Origin of the sequence: Maribellus sediminis, assembly GCF_011799805.1 — a bacterium.
In the GTDB taxonomy this organism is placed as follows: Bacteria; Bacteroidota; Bacteroidia; order Bacteroidales; family Prolixibacteraceae; genus Draconibacterium; species Draconibacterium sediminis_A.
Window position 1 is genome coordinate 1,449,390 of record NZ_WXUB01000001.1, and the last position, 18,456, is coordinate 1,467,845.

Annotated in this window: 15 protein-coding genes; 6 read left to right on the top strand and 9 right to left on the bottom strand. The window is 42.7% G+C overall.

The window, feature by feature from the left end:
- Window positions 1-12 precede the first annotated feature (12 nt).
- Together fmt and HFD85_RS05605 are read right to left on the bottom strand one after the other, a co-directional pair.
- A complete protein-coding gene (gene fmt, locus HFD85_RS05600; protein WP_167605951.1) occupies window positions 13-984 on the bottom strand; it encodes a methionyl-tRNA formyltransferase in 972 nt (323 codons plus the stop codon).
- Complete coding sequence (locus HFD85_RS05605; protein WP_167605953.1) at window positions 981-1,184, bottom strand: C1orf53 family protein; 204 nt, start codon at window positions 1,182-1,184, stop codon at window positions 981-983. Before HFD85_RS05605 ends, fmt begins: the two co-directional genes overlap by 4 nt.
- 173 nt (window positions 1,185-1,357) lie before the next feature.
- Here HFD85_RS05605 and HFD85_RS05610 point away from each other — a divergent pair, with 173 nt between their 5' ends.
- From HFD85_RS05610 to HFD85_RS05625, 4 genes are all read left to right on the top strand, one after another.
- A complete protein-coding gene (locus tag HFD85_RS05610; protein ID WP_167605956.1) occupies window positions 1,358-1,753 on the top strand; it encodes a hypothetical protein in 396 nt (131 codons plus the stop codon).
- A 52-nt stretch (window positions 1,754-1,805) separates the two neighbouring features.
- Window positions 1,806-4,541: a family 78 glycoside hydrolase catalytic domain gene (locus HFD85_RS05615; RefSeq protein WP_167605959.1), complete on the top strand. Its 2,736-nt coding sequence runs from the start codon at window positions 1,806-1,808 to the stop codon at window positions 4,539-4,541.
- Window positions 4,542-4,559: 18 nt separating this feature from the next.
- Entirely contained in the window at window positions 4,560-5,906 is a 1,347-nt protein-coding gene (locus HFD85_RS05620) for a sugar porter family MFS transporter (protein ID WP_277345450.1), read from the top strand.
- A 96-nt stretch (window positions 5,907-6,002) separates the two neighbouring features.
- On the top strand, window positions 6,003-6,710 hold the full coding sequence (locus HFD85_RS05625) for a basic secretory protein-like protein (protein ID WP_167605965.1): 708 nt from the start codon (window positions 6,003-6,005) through the stop codon (window positions 6,708-6,710).
- A gap of 40 nt (window positions 6,711-6,750) precedes the next feature.
- On the opposite strand, the gene HFD85_RS05630 is transcribed toward HFD85_RS05625, so the two are convergent.
- The 7 genes from HFD85_RS05630 to HFD85_RS05660 all read right to left on the bottom strand — a co-directional run bounded on the left by HFD85_RS05630 (window position 6,751) and on the right by HFD85_RS05660 (window position 14,387).
- Window positions 6,751-7,389: an MOSC domain-containing protein gene (locus tag HFD85_RS05630; RefSeq protein ID WP_167605968.1), complete on the bottom strand. Its 639-nt coding sequence runs from the start codon at window positions 7,387-7,389 to the stop codon at window positions 6,751-6,753.
- Window positions 7,390-7,550: 161 nt separating this feature from the next.
- Complete coding sequence (locus tag HFD85_RS05635; protein WP_167605971.1) at window positions 7,551-8,282, bottom strand: TerB family tellurite resistance protein; 732 nt, start codon at window positions 8,280-8,282, stop codon at window positions 7,551-7,553.
- Window positions 8,266-8,865 (bottom strand): dephospho-CoA kinase, encoded by a 600-nt coding sequence (coaE, locus tag HFD85_RS05640; protein WP_167605974.1) that lies wholly within the window; start codon window positions 8,863-8,865, stop codon window positions 8,266-8,268. The genes HFD85_RS05635 and coaE overlap by 17 nt, the downstream gene beginning before the upstream one ends.
- A 2-nt stretch (window positions 8,866-8,867) precedes the next feature.
- Window positions 8,868-9,818 (bottom strand): CdaR family protein, encoded by a 951-nt coding sequence (locus tag HFD85_RS05645; protein WP_167605977.1) that lies wholly within the window; start codon window positions 9,816-9,818, stop codon window positions 8,868-8,870.
- Window positions 9,819-9,963: 145 nt separating this feature from the next.
- Window positions 9,964-10,884, bottom strand: a complete 921-nt coding sequence (locus HFD85_RS05650) for a DUF4249 domain-containing protein (RefSeq protein WP_167605980.1) — start codon at window positions 10,882-10,884, stop codon at window positions 9,964-9,966.
- A gap of 4 nt (window positions 10,885-10,888) precedes the next feature.
- Window positions 10,889-13,237, bottom strand: coding sequence for a TonB-dependent receptor (locus tag HFD85_RS05655; protein ID WP_167605984.1), 2,349 nt, complete (start codon window positions 13,235-13,237; stop codon window positions 10,889-10,891).
- Between the two features lie 322 nt (window positions 13,238-13,559).
- Window positions 13,560-14,387 (bottom strand): DUF481 domain-containing protein, encoded by an 828-nt coding sequence (locus tag HFD85_RS05660; protein WP_167605987.1) that lies wholly within the window; start codon window positions 14,385-14,387, stop codon window positions 13,560-13,562.
- 285 nt (window positions 14,388-14,672) lie between these two features.
- On the opposite strand from HFD85_RS05660, the gene HFD85_RS05665 reads away from it, so the two are divergent.
- Together HFD85_RS05665 and HFD85_RS05670 are read left to right on the top strand one after the other, a co-directional pair.
- Window positions 14,673-16,247 (top strand): arylsulfatase, encoded by a 1,575-nt coding sequence (locus tag HFD85_RS05665; protein WP_167605990.1) that lies wholly within the window; start codon window positions 14,673-14,675, stop codon window positions 16,245-16,247.
- Window positions 16,248-16,648: 401 nt separating this feature from the next.
- Window positions 16,649-18,202: an arylsulfatase gene (locus HFD85_RS05670; RefSeq protein WP_167605993.1), complete on the top strand. Its 1,554-nt coding sequence runs from the start codon at window positions 16,649-16,651 to the stop codon at window positions 18,200-18,202.
- The last annotated feature ends 254 nt before the right edge of the window (window positions 18,203-18,456 follow it).

Below are 18,456 nucleotides of genomic sequence, written 5' to 3' on the forward strand. Positions count from 1 at the left end.
AAACCATAGATTCTATTGAAAACGGTATTCGCCGATCTGTTGGAAACCCCGCAGAAAGTCGTTTGTTTTCATTCGCTTTTTACCTGCAAGCTGAATGTCGGTGATTTGTAGCCAACCATCGCCGCAAGCCACTTTCAGGTAGTTTTTACCATCGGTTTCAATGCTTCCCGGTTTTGTAGTTTTACCATCAGCATGCATGACAAAAAACATTTTTGCCGAAATTTCCTGTCCGCTTTTTTCATGTACCAGCGTAGTCCAGGCAGCAGGGTAGGGCGACAAGCCTCGAATGAGGTTGCGAACCGATTCAACATCTTTCGACCAATCGATTTTGCAGTCGTCTTTAAAAATCTTTGGAGCATGTTTAATCTCAGTTTCGCCAGCCAGTTCTTCCTGAGGAATGGCTTTGTAATCGCCTGAAGCCAATGCATCAACAGTTTCCACAACAAGTCCGGCACCAATTTCCATTAAACTATCGTGGATGGTTCCAACGGTATCATTTTCCCAGATATCGATCTCTTTTTTGAAAAGGATTTTTCCGGTATCAATTTCATGATCGAGCAAAAAGGTAGTAACACCGGTTTTTGTTTCGCCATTTATTACCGCCCAGTTCAAAGGTGCTGCACCGCGATATTGCGGAAGCAAAGAACCGTGCAGGTTAAAAGTTCCTAGGCGTGGCATGGCCCAAACTACTTCGGGTAACATGCGGAAAGCAACAACCACCTGCAGGTCGGCATTCAGAGCTTCCAACTCGGCTAAAAATTCCGGATTCTTAAGCTTTTCGGGTTGAAGCACTTTCAATGAATTTGCTACAGCATATTTTTTTACCGCAGATTCTGCAAGTTGTTTTCCCCTGCCTGCCGGACGGTCGGGAGCCGTAATTACTCCAACTACATTGTACCCGTTTTCAACCAGTTTTTGGAGACTGGCCACTGCAAAATCGGGAGTCCCCATAAATACGATGCGCAGATCTTTTCCTTGTGTCATTTGCTTTTTCTTAATACGGTGTTTCCTTTTTGGGCTTTTGGCCAGTAAGGGCAGTGCCGGCAACCATTGGCACAACAATAACCTCGGTTGGTCAGGTATTCCTCAGTCATGACCCGGTAGCCCTTCTCCATATAAAAATCTTTTCCCTCTGTTAACTCATCTTCGAATTTGTCGCTAAAGAGGTCATCGAAATAGCCCATAAACTAATTTTTTGCAAAACTAAGGATTATTGTTTGAATGCAAGAATGCTTTAATGCCTTAATGTTTTACCTTTTCCAAAGTTCAAAACTTTGGAAAAGTTGCATTCAGGAAAGTTGTCGATAACTGAAAATACTTAATTTTAGACATTACATAAAAGAATAAGCAATTCAAAATGAGCATAGAACGCGATTATTTGATGCGGCAAATGATGCAACTCTTCCAGGTGCTGCGAAAAATTCTGGGCCTCCGCGAAGACGGTGAAATTGAGGAAGCCCAATCACAGGTGAGGTATTTCTACCGCATTTTAAATATCAACACCGATATCCAAAAACTGGGTATTGAAGAACTGCTTTATTTGTTGCAGGAAGAAAAAAAGTTCACCAATGAGCAGATCGAGCTTTTTGCTTTTGTTTTGAAGGAACAGGGAGAAATGGCCGATGAAGAAACACTGCGCCTCGATTATTTCAGGAAAGCCTGGTTTCTGCTGGATAAAGTGGACAAGGAAAGCATTTCTTTTTCGATAGAAAGGCAAATGAAGTTGCAGGAATTAAATGCATATCTGAATTGAATTTATTGCTAAATTCAGAAATAAACGACCAACTTATAAACTAAACCGACTGATGAAACAGCTACTTCTTTTTATTACTCTGGGCCTTATTACTCCTCTGTTGACCAATGCAAAAATTCATCCCGAAAAGCTGAGGTGTGAGTACCTCGAAAATCCTTTCGTTGTTGATGATTTGCACCCGCATTTGTCGTGGATAAACGTGGCCGATGATGGCGAGAGGGGACAATTACAAACTGCCTGTCAGATACGAGTTGCCAGTTCGCTACAAAATCTTGAACAAGCCGATTTATGGTTAAGCCCTAAACTGAATTCAACTCGTGTGGCATACCAGGGTAAAGACTTGCAATCGCGGCAGGAGTGTTGGTGGCAGGTTCGCGTGTGGGATAAAAACGGCCATGTTTCAGCGTGGAGTGAACCGGGATTCTGGCGCATGGGAATTCTTAACGATTCGGAGTGGAAAGCGAATTGGATAGGTGCCCCCTGGCAGGGAGAGGAAACCTTGCCCAAACCCATGAATCCAAACGCTGAACTGCCTGCTGAATTACCACCTCCGGCACCCCTGTTAAGAAAAGAATTTCGGGTGAAAAAGGAGGTAAAAAGTGCCGTGGCTTTTGTTACCGGCCTTGGCTATTTTGAGTTGTACCTGAACGGCAAAAAGGTTGGCAATGATGTATTGGTTCCCAATCAAACCAATTATGACAAACGCCCGGGATTGTTGAACCAGAATATTCCGCTTCCCGACGACTTTCGAAAATATAAAGTGATGTACCTGGCTTACGATGTTTCACAGGAATTATCAGGCGGAGACAATTGTGTTGGCGGCATTTTGGGAAATGGTTTTTACAATCCGGCCAAGTACTGGGCCGAAGGATACGGAACGCCACGGTTTTTGCTGCAACTTCACATCAGTTATACCGACGGAACGGAAGATGTGATCGTGAGTGATGAAACCTGGAAAGCCGGCAGAAGTCCCATTTTAATGGATATGGTGTATTACGGCGAACATTACGATGCCCGCCTCGAACAACCGGGATGGTGCTCGCTCGGATTTGATGACAGTAGCTGGGAGCAGGTTGCCATGCGTAAAGCACCTGAAGGAGAGCTGGTGGCACATACTGCCCGACCCGATAAAGTGGTGCAACAACTGCAACCTGTCCGATTGGAAAAAATGTACAATGGAAATTATAAGGTCGATTTTGGAGAAGAAATTTCGGGTTGGGTACGGCTAAAAGATGTTGAAGGCCCGGCCGGTCATAAAGTTGAAATCAGGTATTTGAGTAATTCCTATTCAGGCGACAATTCATACATTTTTTCCGGCAATGGAAAGGAGAACTACGCGGCACGCTTTAACTGGTTTGTTTTTCGTGAAGTGGAGATCGTGAACTGGCCCGGAATTCTGAATCCCGAGCAAATTATTGCTGAGGTAGTAAATACCGAAATTCCGGAAACCGCTGAGTTCGAAACATCGAACCCGATGTTTAATGCCATCAATAAAATCTGGAAACGGAGCCAGATGGATAACATGCACGGCGGTGTTGCCAGCGATTGTCCGCATCGCGAACGGTCGCCATACACCGGCGACGGACAGGTTGCCTGTGTTACCGTGATGCATAATTTCGATGCCCGCAACTTTTATCAGAAATGGATACGCGATATTATTGATGCGCAGCTAGTTGAAAGCGGCTATGTTCCTAACGGAGCGCCCTGGCAGCCCGGCTGTGGTGGGGGAGTGGCCTGGGGAGCTGCTATTTGCATCATGCCCTGGGAATACTATGTGCATTACGGCGATAAGGATATGCTGACAGACTCGTATTTTGCCATGAAAGAATACATCCGTTATATGGAACAGTGGATCGATGCTGAAGGAATCATGCTTTCGCAGCGTACCGGAAAGGATGGGAATGTGCTGCGCTGGTTTAATTTAGGCGATTGGGTAGCACCCGGAAACTTGCCGCCGGATGACATGGTACATACTTTTTATTTCTGGCGTTGTGCTGATATTGCCGCCAAAACTGCAGCAGCTTTAGGTGAAAAATCAAAAGAGGTAAAGCATTACGACGATTTGGCAAAAAGGACAAAAGAAGCATTCTTTAAGCGTTTTTATAACGAAGAATCAGGAACCTACGGGCCGGCAGGAGGAAATATATTTGCCCTTAAAATGGGCGTGCCGCCGGAACAATATTCTAAAGTTATCGCTGCGTTGAAAAAAGATATTCAAAAAAACAATGGTCATCTGGATACAGGAATCTTTGGTACGCAGTTTTTTTTCGAAGTGCTTTCAGAAAACGGACTGCATGATTTAGCATATGAGGCGATGAATAAAAAGTGCGAACCCGGTTATGGCCGTTGGTTAGACCTGGGTGCAACCACAACCTGGGAACATTGGAATACCACAGGCTCGCACAATCACCCCATGTTTGGCGGTGGTTTGGTTTGGTATTACCGGAAACTGGCGGGAATGCAGGCCGATGAGGCAGAACCGGGGTACAAGCATCTTATTTTTAAACCACAGCCGGTTGAAGACATTTCATTTGTTCGATATTCCAACGAAACATCCTTCGGGAACGCCGGTATTCACTGGCAGAAGGATAATTCGAATTTTTCTATGGAAGTTACAATTCCGGTTGGGGCGCATGCCAGTATTTATGTACCTTGTGAAAGCGGTCAAATAACAAAAGAAGGTGGTGTTCCTGTTAACGAAAACAGCGACATTCAATACCTGGGCTGGAATAACGGATATTCACAAATTAATGCAGGCAGCGGAATCTATCATTTTACCGTTGATTAAAATTTACTTTTAAAACGAATTGAACAAAACCAACATAAACAGATGAAATCATCAAAAATATTTTTCTTCTCGATTGTAGTAGCACTCGCCGGCTTTCTGTTTGGATTCGATACGGTGGTGATTTCGGGTGCCGATCAGCAGTTGCAGGCCTTTTGGCAAAGTTCCGATCTTTTTCACGGCCTGGTGGTCATGTCCACGGCATTATGGGGAACGGTTGTGGGTGCTATATTTGGCTCAATTCCTACCAACCGGTTAGGACGAAAGAAAACCCTGATGAGTATTGGTGCCCTTTTTTTTATTTCGGCCCTTGGATCAGCAATTGCCTCCGATCCTTATGTGTTTGCAGTTCTTCGCTTTATAGGCGGTCTTGGAATTGGCGTTTCCACCGTTGTAGCGCCGTCCTATGTGTCGGAGATTGCACCACCCGATCAACGGGGCAAACTCGTGGCCCTGTATCAGTTTAACATCGTTTTTGGGATTCTGATGGCCTATGTTTCGAATTACCTGTTAAAAGACATTGGCGAAAATGCCTGGCGCTGGATGCTGGGTGTTGAGGCCATTCCGGCTTTTATTTATTCGATGCTCGTTTTAAGAGTGCCCGAAAGCCCGCGCTGGTTGATGGAATACAAAAACGACAAAATTGCTGCGACACAGATCTTAAAAAGCATTTTTAACAACGAGGATGTTGAACGTGAAATTACGGCCATTGAAAATGAGAAAGCGGATGAGGTGGTGAACGAAAATATTTACATGAAGAAATTCCGGGTTCCGCTGATGCTGGCCTTTTTTATCGCCTTTTTTAATCAGCTCTCGGGAATAAATGCCTTTTTGTATTATGCTCCCCGGATTTTTGAATTGGCCGGACTCGAGAAATCTGCTTCTTTTTTGAGCTCGATCGGCATTGGCGTAATCAACTTGGTGTTTACACTCATCGGTATTTCAATGATCGACAAGTTTGGGCGCAAAACACTGATGTACATCTGTTCCTTCGGTTATATATTTTCCCTTTCGCTGGTAACCGCTGCCTTTGCTTTGAAGTGGGAAGGAATGCTGGTGCCCTTGTTCTTTTTTATTTTTATTGCGGCGCATGCAGTGGGGCAGGGAGCTGTTATCTGGGTATTTATCTCTGAAATATTTCCAACCAGGTTGCGGGCATCCGGACAAGCTTTTGGTGCTTCAGTACACTGGATTTTGGCTGCTGCCATTCCGGCTTTGATTCCTTTTCTTTTTGGACAAATTGGTCCGGCGCTGGTTTATGCCTTTTTCGGAATAATGATGGTGGGACAGCTTTTTTGGGTCGTTTTAAAAATGCCCGAGACCAAAGGACAGACCCTGGAAAGCCTTGCAGCTAAATTGTCAAGTTAATTTAAAGACATTCAGGATTGTCAGTTTATTTCGCAAAGTATCATAATCTGAATATTTTGTTAATTATATTTAGCCAGTTATTTTTAAACATTTAATATGCAACTTAAACCAGGCCTAAGATTCTTAGCTATTGTAGTATTGTTTTTTGTCTTTAGTTCAGAGACGAGTGCACAAAAACGAAGCACCCAAAACATTATCGACCGAGAATCGATCACGCAAGGGCAATACACCCTGATCTATATTAACAAGGATGAAAATTTCAAATCGGAGATCGGGCAAAAGCTAAAGGAAACTTTTTTTGAAGTTTATCCGGAAATGGCCCGCGAGTACAACCGGAAAGCAGCTAAAAAGGTGGTTTTTGTCATCGATCCGGCGTATGATGGAGTCGCCGCCACTTCCAATGCCAGGGTCGTGTTTAATCCAAGGTGGTTCGACCGTTCGCCAAACGATATTGATGTTGTAACCCATGAAGTAATGCACATTGTTCAGGATTACGGGAATACGCCGGGGCCCTGGTGGGTAACCGAAGGCATAGCCGATTATGTGCGTTATAAATACGGGGTGAACAATGCGGCTGCTGGCTGGTCATTACCCGAAGTAACAGACAAGCAGAATTACGATAATTCGTATCGGATAAGCGCCCGCTTTTTTGTTTGGATTGAGCAAAATAAAAACAAGCATTTTATAAAGAAAATGGATAGGGTGATGCGAAAGCACACTTATGAGGATGAAATTTGGGTAAAGCTTACCGGGAAAAATCCGACAGAACTTTGGCAGGAATATACCTTAAATCCACAGATTTAAGAAGCTGAGGATTCTGCTGATGAACGTTTGAAGGATGTGCTTAAAGTAAGTCGCCCCATCGTTTCAGCAAGTCTTTTTTGCAGGATGCGGCAATAAACGGATCGTTAATGGCGCGGGTCACTTCCGGATCGAATTCTTCGGCATAAATCCATTTATAAACCTGTTGAATGGAAACGGAGTCTTTTCGCTCTATAAGTTCCATGGTATCGCCGGCTTTAACATGCCCGTTTTCAAGAACACGAACATAAACGCCCGAAAAACCGGAATCCACAAACTTGCGAACGATTAGTTTATCGTTGAAACGAAATTCAAGCTTAAAACAGGGTTGCCTGGGTTGTGTAGCCTGAACAACAGCTTTGCCGATTTTAAAAATATCGCCAATGTTGACTTCAGCTTCGTGCAAGCCTTCAACGGTAAGGTTTTCTCCAAACATTCCCCACGGAAGTTCCGATTCGGGATACAGCTTCTGCCAGTACTGATAATGATCGGCAGAATACAGATAACATGCCTTGTCAGTTCCTCCATGGTAGCGCCGGTCGATTACGTGGTCTTTATCCACATCCTCCGTTCCAAGGTAAATGCCGTATTCCACCGGAAACTTGAAAATGCCGGTTTTAACTTCTTCCCCGTGGTGTACGAAGGTTCTTGGTTCGCCTATATTGGTGGAAATTATTTTCATCCGTAATATTTTTGAGTTCAAAGTTCAGAGTTCAAAGTTCAGTATCAGTTCCCCGAATATTTAAGCATTAAGGCATTTAAGCATTATTGCATTCAATCCTTCAATCCTTCCGTCCCTCAGTCCTTCTGTCCCTCAATCCTTCCGTCCCTCAATCCTTCACCCTACGCAATATTTCGTTCCTTCTTAATGTTCTCGTAGGCTTGATTCACCTTCTGAAACTTTTCTTTGGCAGCATTCTGAATTTCCGTACCCAGCGTACTCACTTTATCGGGGTGGAATTTCATGGCCATTCTTCGGTATGCTTTTTTTACTTCATCGTCGGTAGCGGTTCGTTCAATTTCCAGGATTTTATAGTCTGAATCGGTATTTGGAACAAACATTGCCTGAATGGATTCGTAATCATTCCGCTGAATTCCCATCAGGTTGCAAATCTGATTAATGAGCTCCAATTCTCTTGGATCCACCTGGCCGTCGGCTTGTGCAATTCCAAACAAAAAATGAACGAGCTGCAAACGGGCCGAATAATTCATATTCGCCTGAATCTGACGGCAGACTTCATTTACAGGAATAGTTTGCTGCAACAGATCGCGTAACATTTTAATGGCTTCCTGTGCCGAGTCTTCACCAAAATTATGAACGAGAAACCTTTTTACATAATCCAGTTCCGATTTCAGCACCTTGCCGTCGGCTTTCATTACGGCAGCTACCAAAACAAGCAGGCTCATAACATAGCCGCCGGTGGTAGTTTGCGACGAATAACCTCTTGTTCCACGCTTAACGGCTTCCTGTCCGCCATCGAACATCGAACCAACCATAAAACCTACTATTCCTCCAATGGGGCCTCCAAAAGCCCAACCCAGGCCGCCACCTATCCATTTACCAAATTTTGCCATCTTCTCTTAATTGTTTGTCAATCTTTATTATGCCCGGAAGTATAAGATCCGAGTCTGAATTTTTTATTTCTGCAGTTGCCAGTTTTCGTTTCTCCGAATCGGGCCACTGTTTTTTAATTCTCTCAATTACCTGTTGTTCCGTTACCTTATCGCGTTTCATTACGCGGGCTATACGTTCCTTTTCCGGTGCCGAAACGAGCAAGGTGTAGTCCATCATTTTATAAAAGCCACTTTCGAAAAGAATGGCGGCTTCGTGAATGACGTATGGAGCTGTTTGTTCTTTTGCCCATGCTAAAAACTCAGCCCGAACCACCGGATGGATCAGTTCGTTTACCTTTTGCAGTTGAATGTCGTTGTTAAATATGTAGCCGGCAAGTTTTTTTCGGTCAAGGGTCCCATTTTCGGTATAAATGTCGCTTCCAAACAGTTCGATGAGTCCTTTTCTGATAACGGGGTTTGTATTGGTAAGGTGTTTGGCCACACTATCGGCTTCGAAAACAGGCACTCCCAGAAACCTGAAAACCTTGCAAACAGTAGATTTTCCGCTTCCTATTCCTCCCGTGATACCAACAGTAACAGCCATTTTTAATTTTTTTCTATCAGGTATTCCACTGCATCGGGCGAGGTTCTTACCACTTGAATGTAAGATGACCTCTTTTCGATAATAACGTTTAAGTTGCTGGTGTTGCCCGAACTTTCGTTATAATCAACAAAGGCATTTATATCGTTTGAAGTAAGCTCTTCAAATTCGCTTAAACCAACAAGGCAGGTCACGTTCACCTCTGAAGGGAACAGTTTTACATTCACACTGTCCGGTTTATTTTTTATCAGAATTGGAATGTGAAGCAGCTTTTCGGTGTACTTTTCCACTTCGATTTTTAACAGCGTTTTATTCGGACTAATTGATGTATGTTCCGGGTGGAGAATATCGAGGTTTTTCTCAACAGTTTCATCCAGTTCATTAAATGTTTTCATTTCGGTGCTTAGGGAACTAATGGTATCAACAATCCCTGAAGGTCCTGTGATCTTTACTGTTCCCGGATCCAGCTCAACCGGACTTTTAAGGTTGAACTGACTCTTGAAACTTACATTGACATTTGCCTTAATTTGCACCGTTTTTGTTTTCAGGCTGTCGAGAACGATTGGAATATGGTCGGGCAGAACTTCCAGAATTTTTATTTCATTACTCACCTGGCTTTCGATGCGACGTAAAAGTGTGTACGACTGTATGGTGTACGTTCCGTTTTGCGATTCGATGTTTTTAGTGATGTTGTTGAGGTTTAGCACGATGGGCGAAAATGAAAGGCTGAGTTTATGTCTGAGCAGGGTAAAACCACCTGCATCCACTTTCAGCTCTAGTTTCGATGGCGGTGTGTTGGCCAAAAACTGCCGGTTAGGCGGATTAATGTACTTCACCGGATATGAAATGGTAGTTGAATAGTCTTTGCCAAGTGCATTTAAAAACCAAAGCCCGGTAGCAATAAGCAGACACACCAAAAAAATGACAACACGTTTGTCATTCTTGATGTGATCCATTTTTAAGTACTCCGGTATTTTGTGGATGCTTTTATTCATTCGAAACTGAAAAGCACAAATTTAACCAAATCTGTCAATATGTAAACCGAAGAAAGCCGGGAAGTTCGAATTCCCGGCTACTATTAATTTTATAGTTGAAACGTTTTTAATTTTCATGCTGATAAGCGTGTTTCAAAGGCGCAAAATTATCTTCGCCAATAATAACCGTATTACCCGGTGAAACATCACGAGCTGAGAAGAAACCAAGTACGCGTTTATTGTCGCTCGAACTTAAGTTTCCCTGCACGTTTGCCGGCGGTACACTAAACGGATTGCCTGCAAATGCCTGGTTTACCATGCCCAGGTAAAAGTCGTAGATCGGTGCCGTAATCGACAGCTGTTCCACATAAATCGTGTCGCCCATACGAAGTATCTGGTCTTCATCGTCTTCGTAGAAATCAGTAAAAATCTCAAAATCGTAGATGTAATTTCCGTCAACCAGTTCGTCGCTGGCAAACGACAAATTTTCGCTTTCGTACAGCAAGTTATTGTTGATGTAGATATCCCACTTGTAGTAATCGCCTTCGCCCGGTGTTTCCTGCGAACTGATGAAAATGGCTAAAAATTCGAAATCGCCGCGGGCCGACAGGTTGACTTTTACCGAATCGAGTGTCTCCACTTTTTTCATGTAATCGCTGGCAGTAACTTGAACGCCGTCGGAAGTTGTAATCCTTAAATAGTATGTTTTATCAGGTTGGGCTTCGTAAGTTACATTGCCCGGAAGCACGTAAATTCCGCTATTGCTTACCTCTTTTAAGACAACGCTGTTGGAGTAATTTTCGTTGTCTGAAATCTCCACAACGGCATCGTTTATAGGTGGATTCTGTTCGCTGTTGTCAACCGGAAGTGTGCTCTGTAACTTCACATACACATTGTCGGTTGGTCGGTTCTCGAGGTAAGCTTCCACCGAAATCAGATCAATATTTTCTTCGTTCAAATCAACTTCAATCACGTCTTCACATGAATAGAGAACAGCCGAAAGAAGCGTTGCGATAATCAGTATTTTAAATGTGAATATTCTTTTCATGGCCTTAAAATTTAAAATTGTAGGTGATGGATGGGATAGGTGCGCCTATGATCGATAATCGAACGAATTCGGTTTGATTGAGGTTATCCTCGTTGGCCCGCGGTGTAATGGAATATGCATTCCTGCGGCCGTATACATTGTACACCGAGAAATTCAACGACTGTTTAAAGCGTCGGTGCTCGTTCTTTTTGAAATCGTAGGTTACCGAAAGATCAAGGCGGTGATAATCGGGAATACGGTAGCTGTTACGCGCCGAATATTCGTAAATCTGGTTGCCCTGAACGTAGTATTTCGATACCGGATAGGAGGTAGGCGTACCTGTAGCCAGAATGAAATTAGCTGCAAAGTTCCAGCGTTTATTCAATTCGTAATTACCTACTACCGAAAGATCGTGCGTTCTGTCGTACGACGAAGGATACGGATCACCATTGTTGATGCCTTCTATGGTTCGTGTGGTTTTCGACCAGGTATAACCAACCCAGCCGGTTAGCTGTCCCTGTGTTTTCTTAACAAGTAATTCCACACCCTTCGATTCGCCACTGCCGTGCAGGAGTTCGGTTTCAATCGAATTATTCAGGAATAGTTCGGCACCTTCTTTATAATCCAGCACGTTTTTCATGTCTTTATAATACAATTCAACTGAAGTTTCCCACATGTTTCTGGCAAGATTCCTGAAGTACCCAACCGACACCTGATCAACGATAAGCGGTTCGATGTAAGTGCTAGTCGGTAACCATATATCAAGAGGCGACGGCGACTGGGTGTTGGTGATGAGATGCAGGTTTTGAACCATGCGGTTGTACGACGCCTTTGCTGAGCTGTTAGCATCTACAGTGTATTTCAAACCTAAACGAGGTTCAATATGTACAACTGCGTCGCCCACTTTGTCCCACTTACCATATTTCACAGTTTCTGTAATTTCATTCTTTTGAGGTTGTTCGGGATTCTCGTAGAAATTTACTTCTCCCGGTCCGATTTGCTGAAAGTGACTTAATCTTAATCCGTACTGCATCGAGAAACGGTCGGAAATAATCTGTTCGTTACTCAGGTAAACCGCACTTTCAAGGGCATTGTATTCGGCCAGTTCCATATCCGAGAACATGGAGTTTTCGCCGTTGGTTGCAACCTTGCCCGGCTTGAAATTGTGGTGGATCGCATTCACACCGTATTTTATGGTGTTCTTTGGGTTTAGAAATAAGGTGAAATCCAGTTTCGCATTGTAATCGCGAATGCGTGACGACCAGTCGAAGTTATCGGCATTGTCTCCGGGAACCCCAAGGTTGTAATCGTAGTTGGAGTAGATAGCCGACACATTCATAAACAGTTTATCGCCAAAAATGTGGTTCCAGCGAGCCGTTGCAGTGGCATTTCCCCAACGCATGTAAAGCGATTCACCCAGTTCAAAATTATCGTCACCCATATATCCTGAAAGGAAAATCCGGTTTTTATCGTTGATTACCAGGTTCGACTTTCCGTTCAAATCGTAAAAATAAAGTTTGTTTTCTTTTAATTCTTCAAGACCGACAGCTCTTCCCAATACATCGTAATACGTACGTCTTCCGGCAAGAATAAAACTCCATTTATCTTTAATGATCGGGCCTTCAATCGTCAATCTACTTGAAAGATTTCCGATTCCGCCATCAAATCCGAAGCGTTTTGAGTTACCGTCTTTTTGACGAATATCGATCACCGAAGAGGCTTTCCCGCCAAATTGTGCCGGAATACCGCTTTTGTAAACCTGGATATCGTTAATGGCATTTGAGTTAAACACCGAGAAAAAACCCATAAGGTGCGATGCATTGTACACCGGAGCTTCATCCAGGATCATCAGGTTTTCGTCGGGGCCACCGCCACGTACATACAAACCTGAACTTGCTTCGCCACCACTTTGGATACCCGGCAGCAGCTGAATGGATTTAATAATGTCGACTTCGCCCATAAAGGCCGGAAGTTTCTGAATGGTTTTTACCGGCAACTTGGTCATGCCCATCTGGATGCGTTCCACATTGGCATTGGCAGCTTCGGCTTTTACAACTACCTCTTCAATTTTTTGCGAATCGTCGGTGAGTGAAAAAGTTTTAGTGCTGTTTTCGGTGGCTTTAACAGGTTCCTGAATGGTGGTATAACCAATATAGGAAACATGCATGTTGTAGGAGCCTTCGGGAATTGTTAGCGAGTAAAATCCGTAGGCATTACTGGCTGTTCCCTGTTTCAACTCGGGGATGTAGACAGTGGCTCCAATCAAGGCCTCGCCGTTGGAGGCATCCTTGATGTAACCACTTAATGTTACTTCCTGCGCCCTCGTCAGAGTTGAGAGAAAAAGAAGGAGCAGGATAATGTTCTGTTTTAACATTTGGCTTTTGTTTTCTGTTAATAATTGTTTATTGTTTCTTGGCAGCACGAATTTAAATTGTTCAGTTTTCATATCTGGTTTGTTTCCGACCAATAAACTGATTTTGTCGGTGAACAAACATATACTGCTCAAAATGAATTCGTTTTACACTTTTTGAAAGACAAACGAAAAATCTAAGGGTTGCAGTTCGTGTATTAAATTTCATTAAAAGAATGACCGGGGGTAAAATTTGATCTGCTTATTCAGTTTGTAATGAGCGAGTTTAAATGAGAAGAGTGAATACCCGGATTGATCCTGTTATAGATTGAGATCGTTCTTCGGATCAGAAAGTAATCCGGGTAAAAATCCGAAATTCATTATTCTTTTTATGTTTTAAAGTTGGGCCATTGTAGAGAAATTCGTGACGTAGCCCAAGTCCAAGGTGTTTGGTAACTGAGTAAGCCAATTCGGTTTCCAATTCACAACCTACATCATCAGTTGCATAAAAAAGAATACTCGTCCAGTTTTTTAGATTTATTCTTTCTGACAACTGATAATTGTTATCAAGATAAAGCGAAGGTGCTTTCTTATGTATTTCAATATCACCCCTTATTATAAACAACTGCAGATAATTGTACAGCACTGATAAACGAGTGCCTCCCATCTTTTTGGTTTCAAAAAAATAGCCGGGGCCAATTCCTCCCAGCAAAATAATATAATCAATATCAACACCTTCAAATGTCCGTTGATTACGTTCAATTATTCCCTGTCCTGCCACATGCCACTTTTTATGTAAGGTATGGTACCAGTTTACTCTTAAATTTTGCTCATTGTCGTCTTTTTTGCCGTTATCCAAGCTAAAATCTGATTCCAGTTTTATATCAATTTCGTCGAGCCGGCCTATAAGCGAAGCACCAAAGCGTAAATCGAAATCAAACTCCTTATCATCATCTTCGTTCGACCACTCGGCAGCTCCGCTGATGTAAGAATCGCTGGTGGTCCATTTTCTGATATGCTCAACTGAATCGATGGTTGTACTATCATTAATTGTAGTCAACGTATCGGAAATTAGGGATGTGACAATTATGGGTTGGGCAGCCAACGCCGGAGCCACAACTGCCAATAAAAAGAGGAAAAATATCAGATTTCTCTTCAGACCATTATAGAACATAATATAATAATTGAATCATAATGTTTTTACCTATAAATTTAATTTTAAATGTAATACAGGCAATACCTGTTAATACCTTTATATTATTTTTGGATTAAAGTGAACAGTGCCGAAGATCTTTCTTTTTTGCTTTTATGCAGGCGTGTCTTTTAACACGTGTGGCATTCGTAGTAAACTTTCTTATTCATCAGGCGTTTTTATTAATAATTGTAATACCCCATATTGATGGGTTGTTGATATTATTAACATATTATTTCAAATTCACACAATAACTAAAATGCAATTATGAAACACAAAAACTTACGTGGCCCGATGCTTGTGGCCATAATCTTAACATTATCATTTTGGACTTTTGCCCAGAATAAACCGAATATCCTTGTCATCATGGTTGATGACGTTGCTCCGAATGCGTTAAGTTGTTACAGCTTAGGTCTGCAGTATCCAACACCGAATATCGACCGGATTGCAAAAGAAGGCGTACTTTTTACCGACCATTATTCGCAGCCCAGTTGTACGGCCGGTCGTGCTGCTTTTATTACCGGACAAAAGCCGGTTCGTACCGGACTTACGACGGTTGGACAGCCCGGTAATCCACTTGGTCTGAAAAAAGAAGATCCAACCCTGGCCGAGTTGCTGAAACCGCTGGGATATATGACGGCGCAGTATGGAAAAAACCACCTGGGCGACCGTAACGAACACCTGCCAACCGTGCATGGATTCGACGAATTTTTTGGAAACCTGTATCACCTGAACGTTTCGGAAGAAGAAGAGCAGGCTGATTATCCGAAAAGCAAGGAATTCTATGAAAAGTACGGACCGCGTGGTATCATCGAATCGTATGCTACCGATACTTACGATCCAACAGAAGATCCGCGTTTTGGTGTGATTGGCAAACAGAAAGTTACCGATACCGGAAAACTCACCAGTAAGCGTATGGAAACCTTCGACGAAGAGCTGGTAGCCAAAACCGAAGATTTTATAAAACGGGCACACGATGCCGGCAAGCCATTTTTTATCTGGCATGCAACAAGCCGTATGCACGTTTACACGCACCTGAAAGAAGAATCACGTAACCTGGCCACACCGATAAGTACCGATATGGACCTGTTTGGTTCAGGGTTAATGGAACATGACGGACAGGTGGGTGAAATTCTGGATTACCTCGATGAATTAGGAATTGCAGACAATACCATTGTAATTTATACCACCGATAATGGCCCTGAACAAAGTACCTGGCCCGATGCCGGAGTAACCATGTTCCGTGGCGAGAAAATGACAACCTACGAAGGTGGTGTTCGTGCGCCGTTCTTGGTACGCTGGCCTAAAAACATTCCTGCAGGATTAATCCGTAACGGTATTTCGGCACACGAAGATGTACTGCCTACCATTATGGCAGCCGTTGGCGAGCCTGAAATAAAAGACGAATTAAAAGCCGGGAAAACCATTGGCGATATGACCTACAAAGTGTACATCGACGGATTTAACAACCTCGATTACTGGGAAGGAAAAACCGATGAATCGGCACGAAACTATTTCTTCTATTATTACGAATCGGGTTTAACAGCTATGCGTGTTGGCCCATGGAAAATGCATTTTGCCACCAAGGAACGTTATTTCGATGATATGGTGACGCATACCATGCCACAGCTTTTTAACCTGCGGAAAGACCCGTTTGAAAAATATGACGATATCTATGGTTTCGAACTGATTATGCACAAATCGTGGGTAATGCAACCGGCTATTGGTATGTTAACGGAGCATTTGTCGAGCTTTAAGGATTTTCCTCCTCGTCAGGCTGCTGCTTCGCTCGATATTAATAAAGCTATTGATGCTATTTTGAAATCGGATACTAGACAGTAAATATTGTAATGTCGAAAGAATATTATATGGGGCACTCAAAGCGGGTGCCCTTTTTACTTTTCAACCCAGTGGTTGTGAGTATGTTTTATAGATTATTTGTGATTGAGTTCTTAGCATAAAGACTCGTGTGAGGCTACTTGATTCTCTGGAATTGTTTAATAATTAATTGAATTAGCTGAACAAGATAATCTGAAACAATGTTTATTTACAAATGAATATGTTTCATTGTGGAATCTATTCTTTTGCAGTATTGGAAAGACAATTAAATGAATTACTCTTTTTATTCTGAATTAATATTGAATTTATTTGTTGACTTGCTTAACTTATATCAGAATAATGAACTAATAATTGTAAAATACCATTTTATAACACGCAATTCAAATGCATAAACATTAACGACAATGAAACACAATTTTAGAATCTTAAAGAGAAGTTTATTAGTGCTGCTCTTCTTACCGTTTGTAACTTTTGCTCAGGACAAGCCTAATATTTTAATCATTTTCCCTGATGATGTGGGCTGGAGCAATGTAAGCGCTTATGGACACGGCGTAATGGGATACACCACTCCCAATATCGACCGGATTGCCAATGAAGGTATCATGTTTACCGAACATTATGCTCAGCCATCCTGCACAGCGGGTCGTGCTGCGTTAATTACAGGACAGTATCCCATTCGTAGTGGCATGACCACAGTTGGCAGACCCGGTGCTGAACTTGGTCTCAAAAATGAGACCCCTACTCTTGCCGAAGTTCTTAAAGAACAGGGCTATGCAACCGGGCAATTTGGGAAAAATCACCTGGGCGACAGAAACTCTCACCTCCCTACAGTTCACGGATTTGATGAATTCTTTGGAAATCTTTATCACCTGAACACTCAGGAAGAGTACCAGCAAATGGATTATCCGCAAGATCCGGAATATTTTAAAAAATTCGGAACACGTGGCGTACTTCATACCTGGGCAACCGACGTGGATGACCCAACGGTTGATCCAAGGTTTGGAAAAGTAGGGAAACAAAAGATTGAAGATACCGGTCAACTCTCGAGAGAAAGGATGGAAACCGTAGATGAAGAATTTATGGAGGCAATGGTGGACTTCATGAAAAGAGCTAAAAATGATGATAAACCTTTTTTCGCCTGGTTTAATCCGAGCAGAATGCACATGTTCACCCACTTGAAACCCGAGCATCGATATCTGGCGTTACCTTACACTACCGAGCACGATTTTTATGGAAGTGGTATGATTGAACACGATATGATGATTGGAGAACTGCTCGACGAGCTGGAGAAAATGGGTGTATTGGAAAATACCATTGTTATTTATTCTACCGATAATGGTCCTGAACACAGTGCCCGTACGCATGGTGGAACTACCCCTTTCAGAGGCGAAAAAATGACGACTTATGAAGGAGGTGTTCGGGTGCCAATGATGGTGATGTGGAAAGATAAAATTAAAGCAGGCAGGACACTTCGGGGCATTCAGGCACATATGGATATTTTTACTACACTGGCTGCAGCAGCAGGGGTACCTGATGTTGTTGAAAAAATGGATAAGGAACGTCATCAGTACATCGACGGTGTAAATAACCTGGATTACTGGCTGGGTAAATCGGATGAAAGCAACAGGAATAATTTTATCTATTACCACGAGTCAGATATACGGGCAGTACGTATAAATCAATGGAAAATGCACTTTCAAACCAGTGAAAATTATTACGCGCCTTATGTGAAGCAAAAGTTTCCAATCATGTACAACATCCATTTCGATCCATTCGAAAGCTTCGACAACCTTACGGACAGATCGGACATGTTGCAACGAAAGCAATTTATTAACGAACCGATGCAGGAACTGCTTACTGAACACATTGAATCGCTGGTGGAATATCCACCCGTTCAAAAGGCAGCCAGCTTCGATTTTTCTGAGATAATCAGGCAATTGAGTGAAGGAAAACAATAGCGGAAATTCAATTCTCAATTGTTTAAATTTTGTGAGACTAATTTAAGTGATACAAAATACAATAAAAGGGCATCCAAAACGGATGCCCTTTTTGATACTGAGTTAATAAAGGCCCCAATCGCCTTACGGGATTAAAGTTTATTCTTCCGGTTTTTTCCGGCGTTTTTTTACCACCTCGTTGTTTTCGGCTATAATGGTGGCAATGGTACGTGCAAATCAGCGCCAGCTTGTGAATTCACTAACCCCGGCATTAA

Bases quoted from the DNA above. Each gene is read 5' to 3' on its own strand.
- fmt (WP_167605951.1), bottom strand. From the start codon at position 984: ATGACACAAGGAAAAGATCTGCGCATCGTATTTATGGGGACTCCCGAT.
- HFD85_RS05605 (WP_167605953.1), bottom strand. From the start codon at position 1,184: ATGGGCTATTTCGATGACCTCTTTAGCGACAAATTCGAAGATGAGTTA.
- HFD85_RS05610 (WP_167605956.1), top strand. From the start codon at position 1,358: ATGAGCATAGAACGCGATTATTTGATGCGGCAAATGATGCAACTCTTC.
- HFD85_RS05615 (WP_167605959.1), top strand. From the start codon at position 1,806: ATGAAACAGCTACTTCTTTTTATTACTCTGGGCCTTATTACTCCTCTG.
- HFD85_RS05625 (WP_167605965.1), top strand. From the start codon at position 6,003: ATGCAACTTAAACCAGGCCTAAGATTCTTAGCTATTGTAGTATTGTTT.
- HFD85_RS05630 (WP_167605968.1), bottom strand. From the start codon at position 7,389: ATGAAAATAATTTCCACCAATATAGGCGAACCAAGAACCTTCGTACAC.
- HFD85_RS05635 (WP_167605971.1), bottom strand. From the start codon at position 8,282: ATGGCAAAATTTGGTAAATGGATAGGTGGCGGCCTGGGTTGGGCTTTT.
- coaE (WP_167605974.1), bottom strand. From the start codon at position 8,865: ATGGCTGTTACTGTTGGTATCACGGGAGGAATAGGAAGCGGAAAATCT.
- HFD85_RS05645 (WP_167605977.1), bottom strand. From the start codon at position 9,818: ATGGATCACATCAAGAATGACAAACGTGTTGTCATTTTTTTGGTGTGT.
- HFD85_RS05650 (WP_167605980.1), bottom strand. From the start codon at position 10,884: ATGAAAAGAATATTCACATTTAAAATACTGATTATCGCAACGCTTCTT.
- HFD85_RS05655 (WP_167605984.1), bottom strand. From the start codon at position 13,237: ATGTTAAAACAGAACATTATCCTGCTCCTTCTTTTTCTCTCAACTCTG.
- HFD85_RS05660 (WP_167605987.1), bottom strand. From the start codon at position 14,387: ATGTTCTATAATGGTCTGAAGAGAAATCTGATATTTTTCCTCTTTTTA.
- HFD85_RS05665 (WP_167605990.1), top strand. From the start codon at position 14,673: ATGAAACACAAAAACTTACGTGGCCCGATGCTTGTGGCCATAATCTTA.
- HFD85_RS05670 (WP_167605993.1), top strand. From the start codon at position 16,649: ATGAAACACAATTTTAGAATCTTAAAGAGAAGTTTATTAGTGCTGCTC.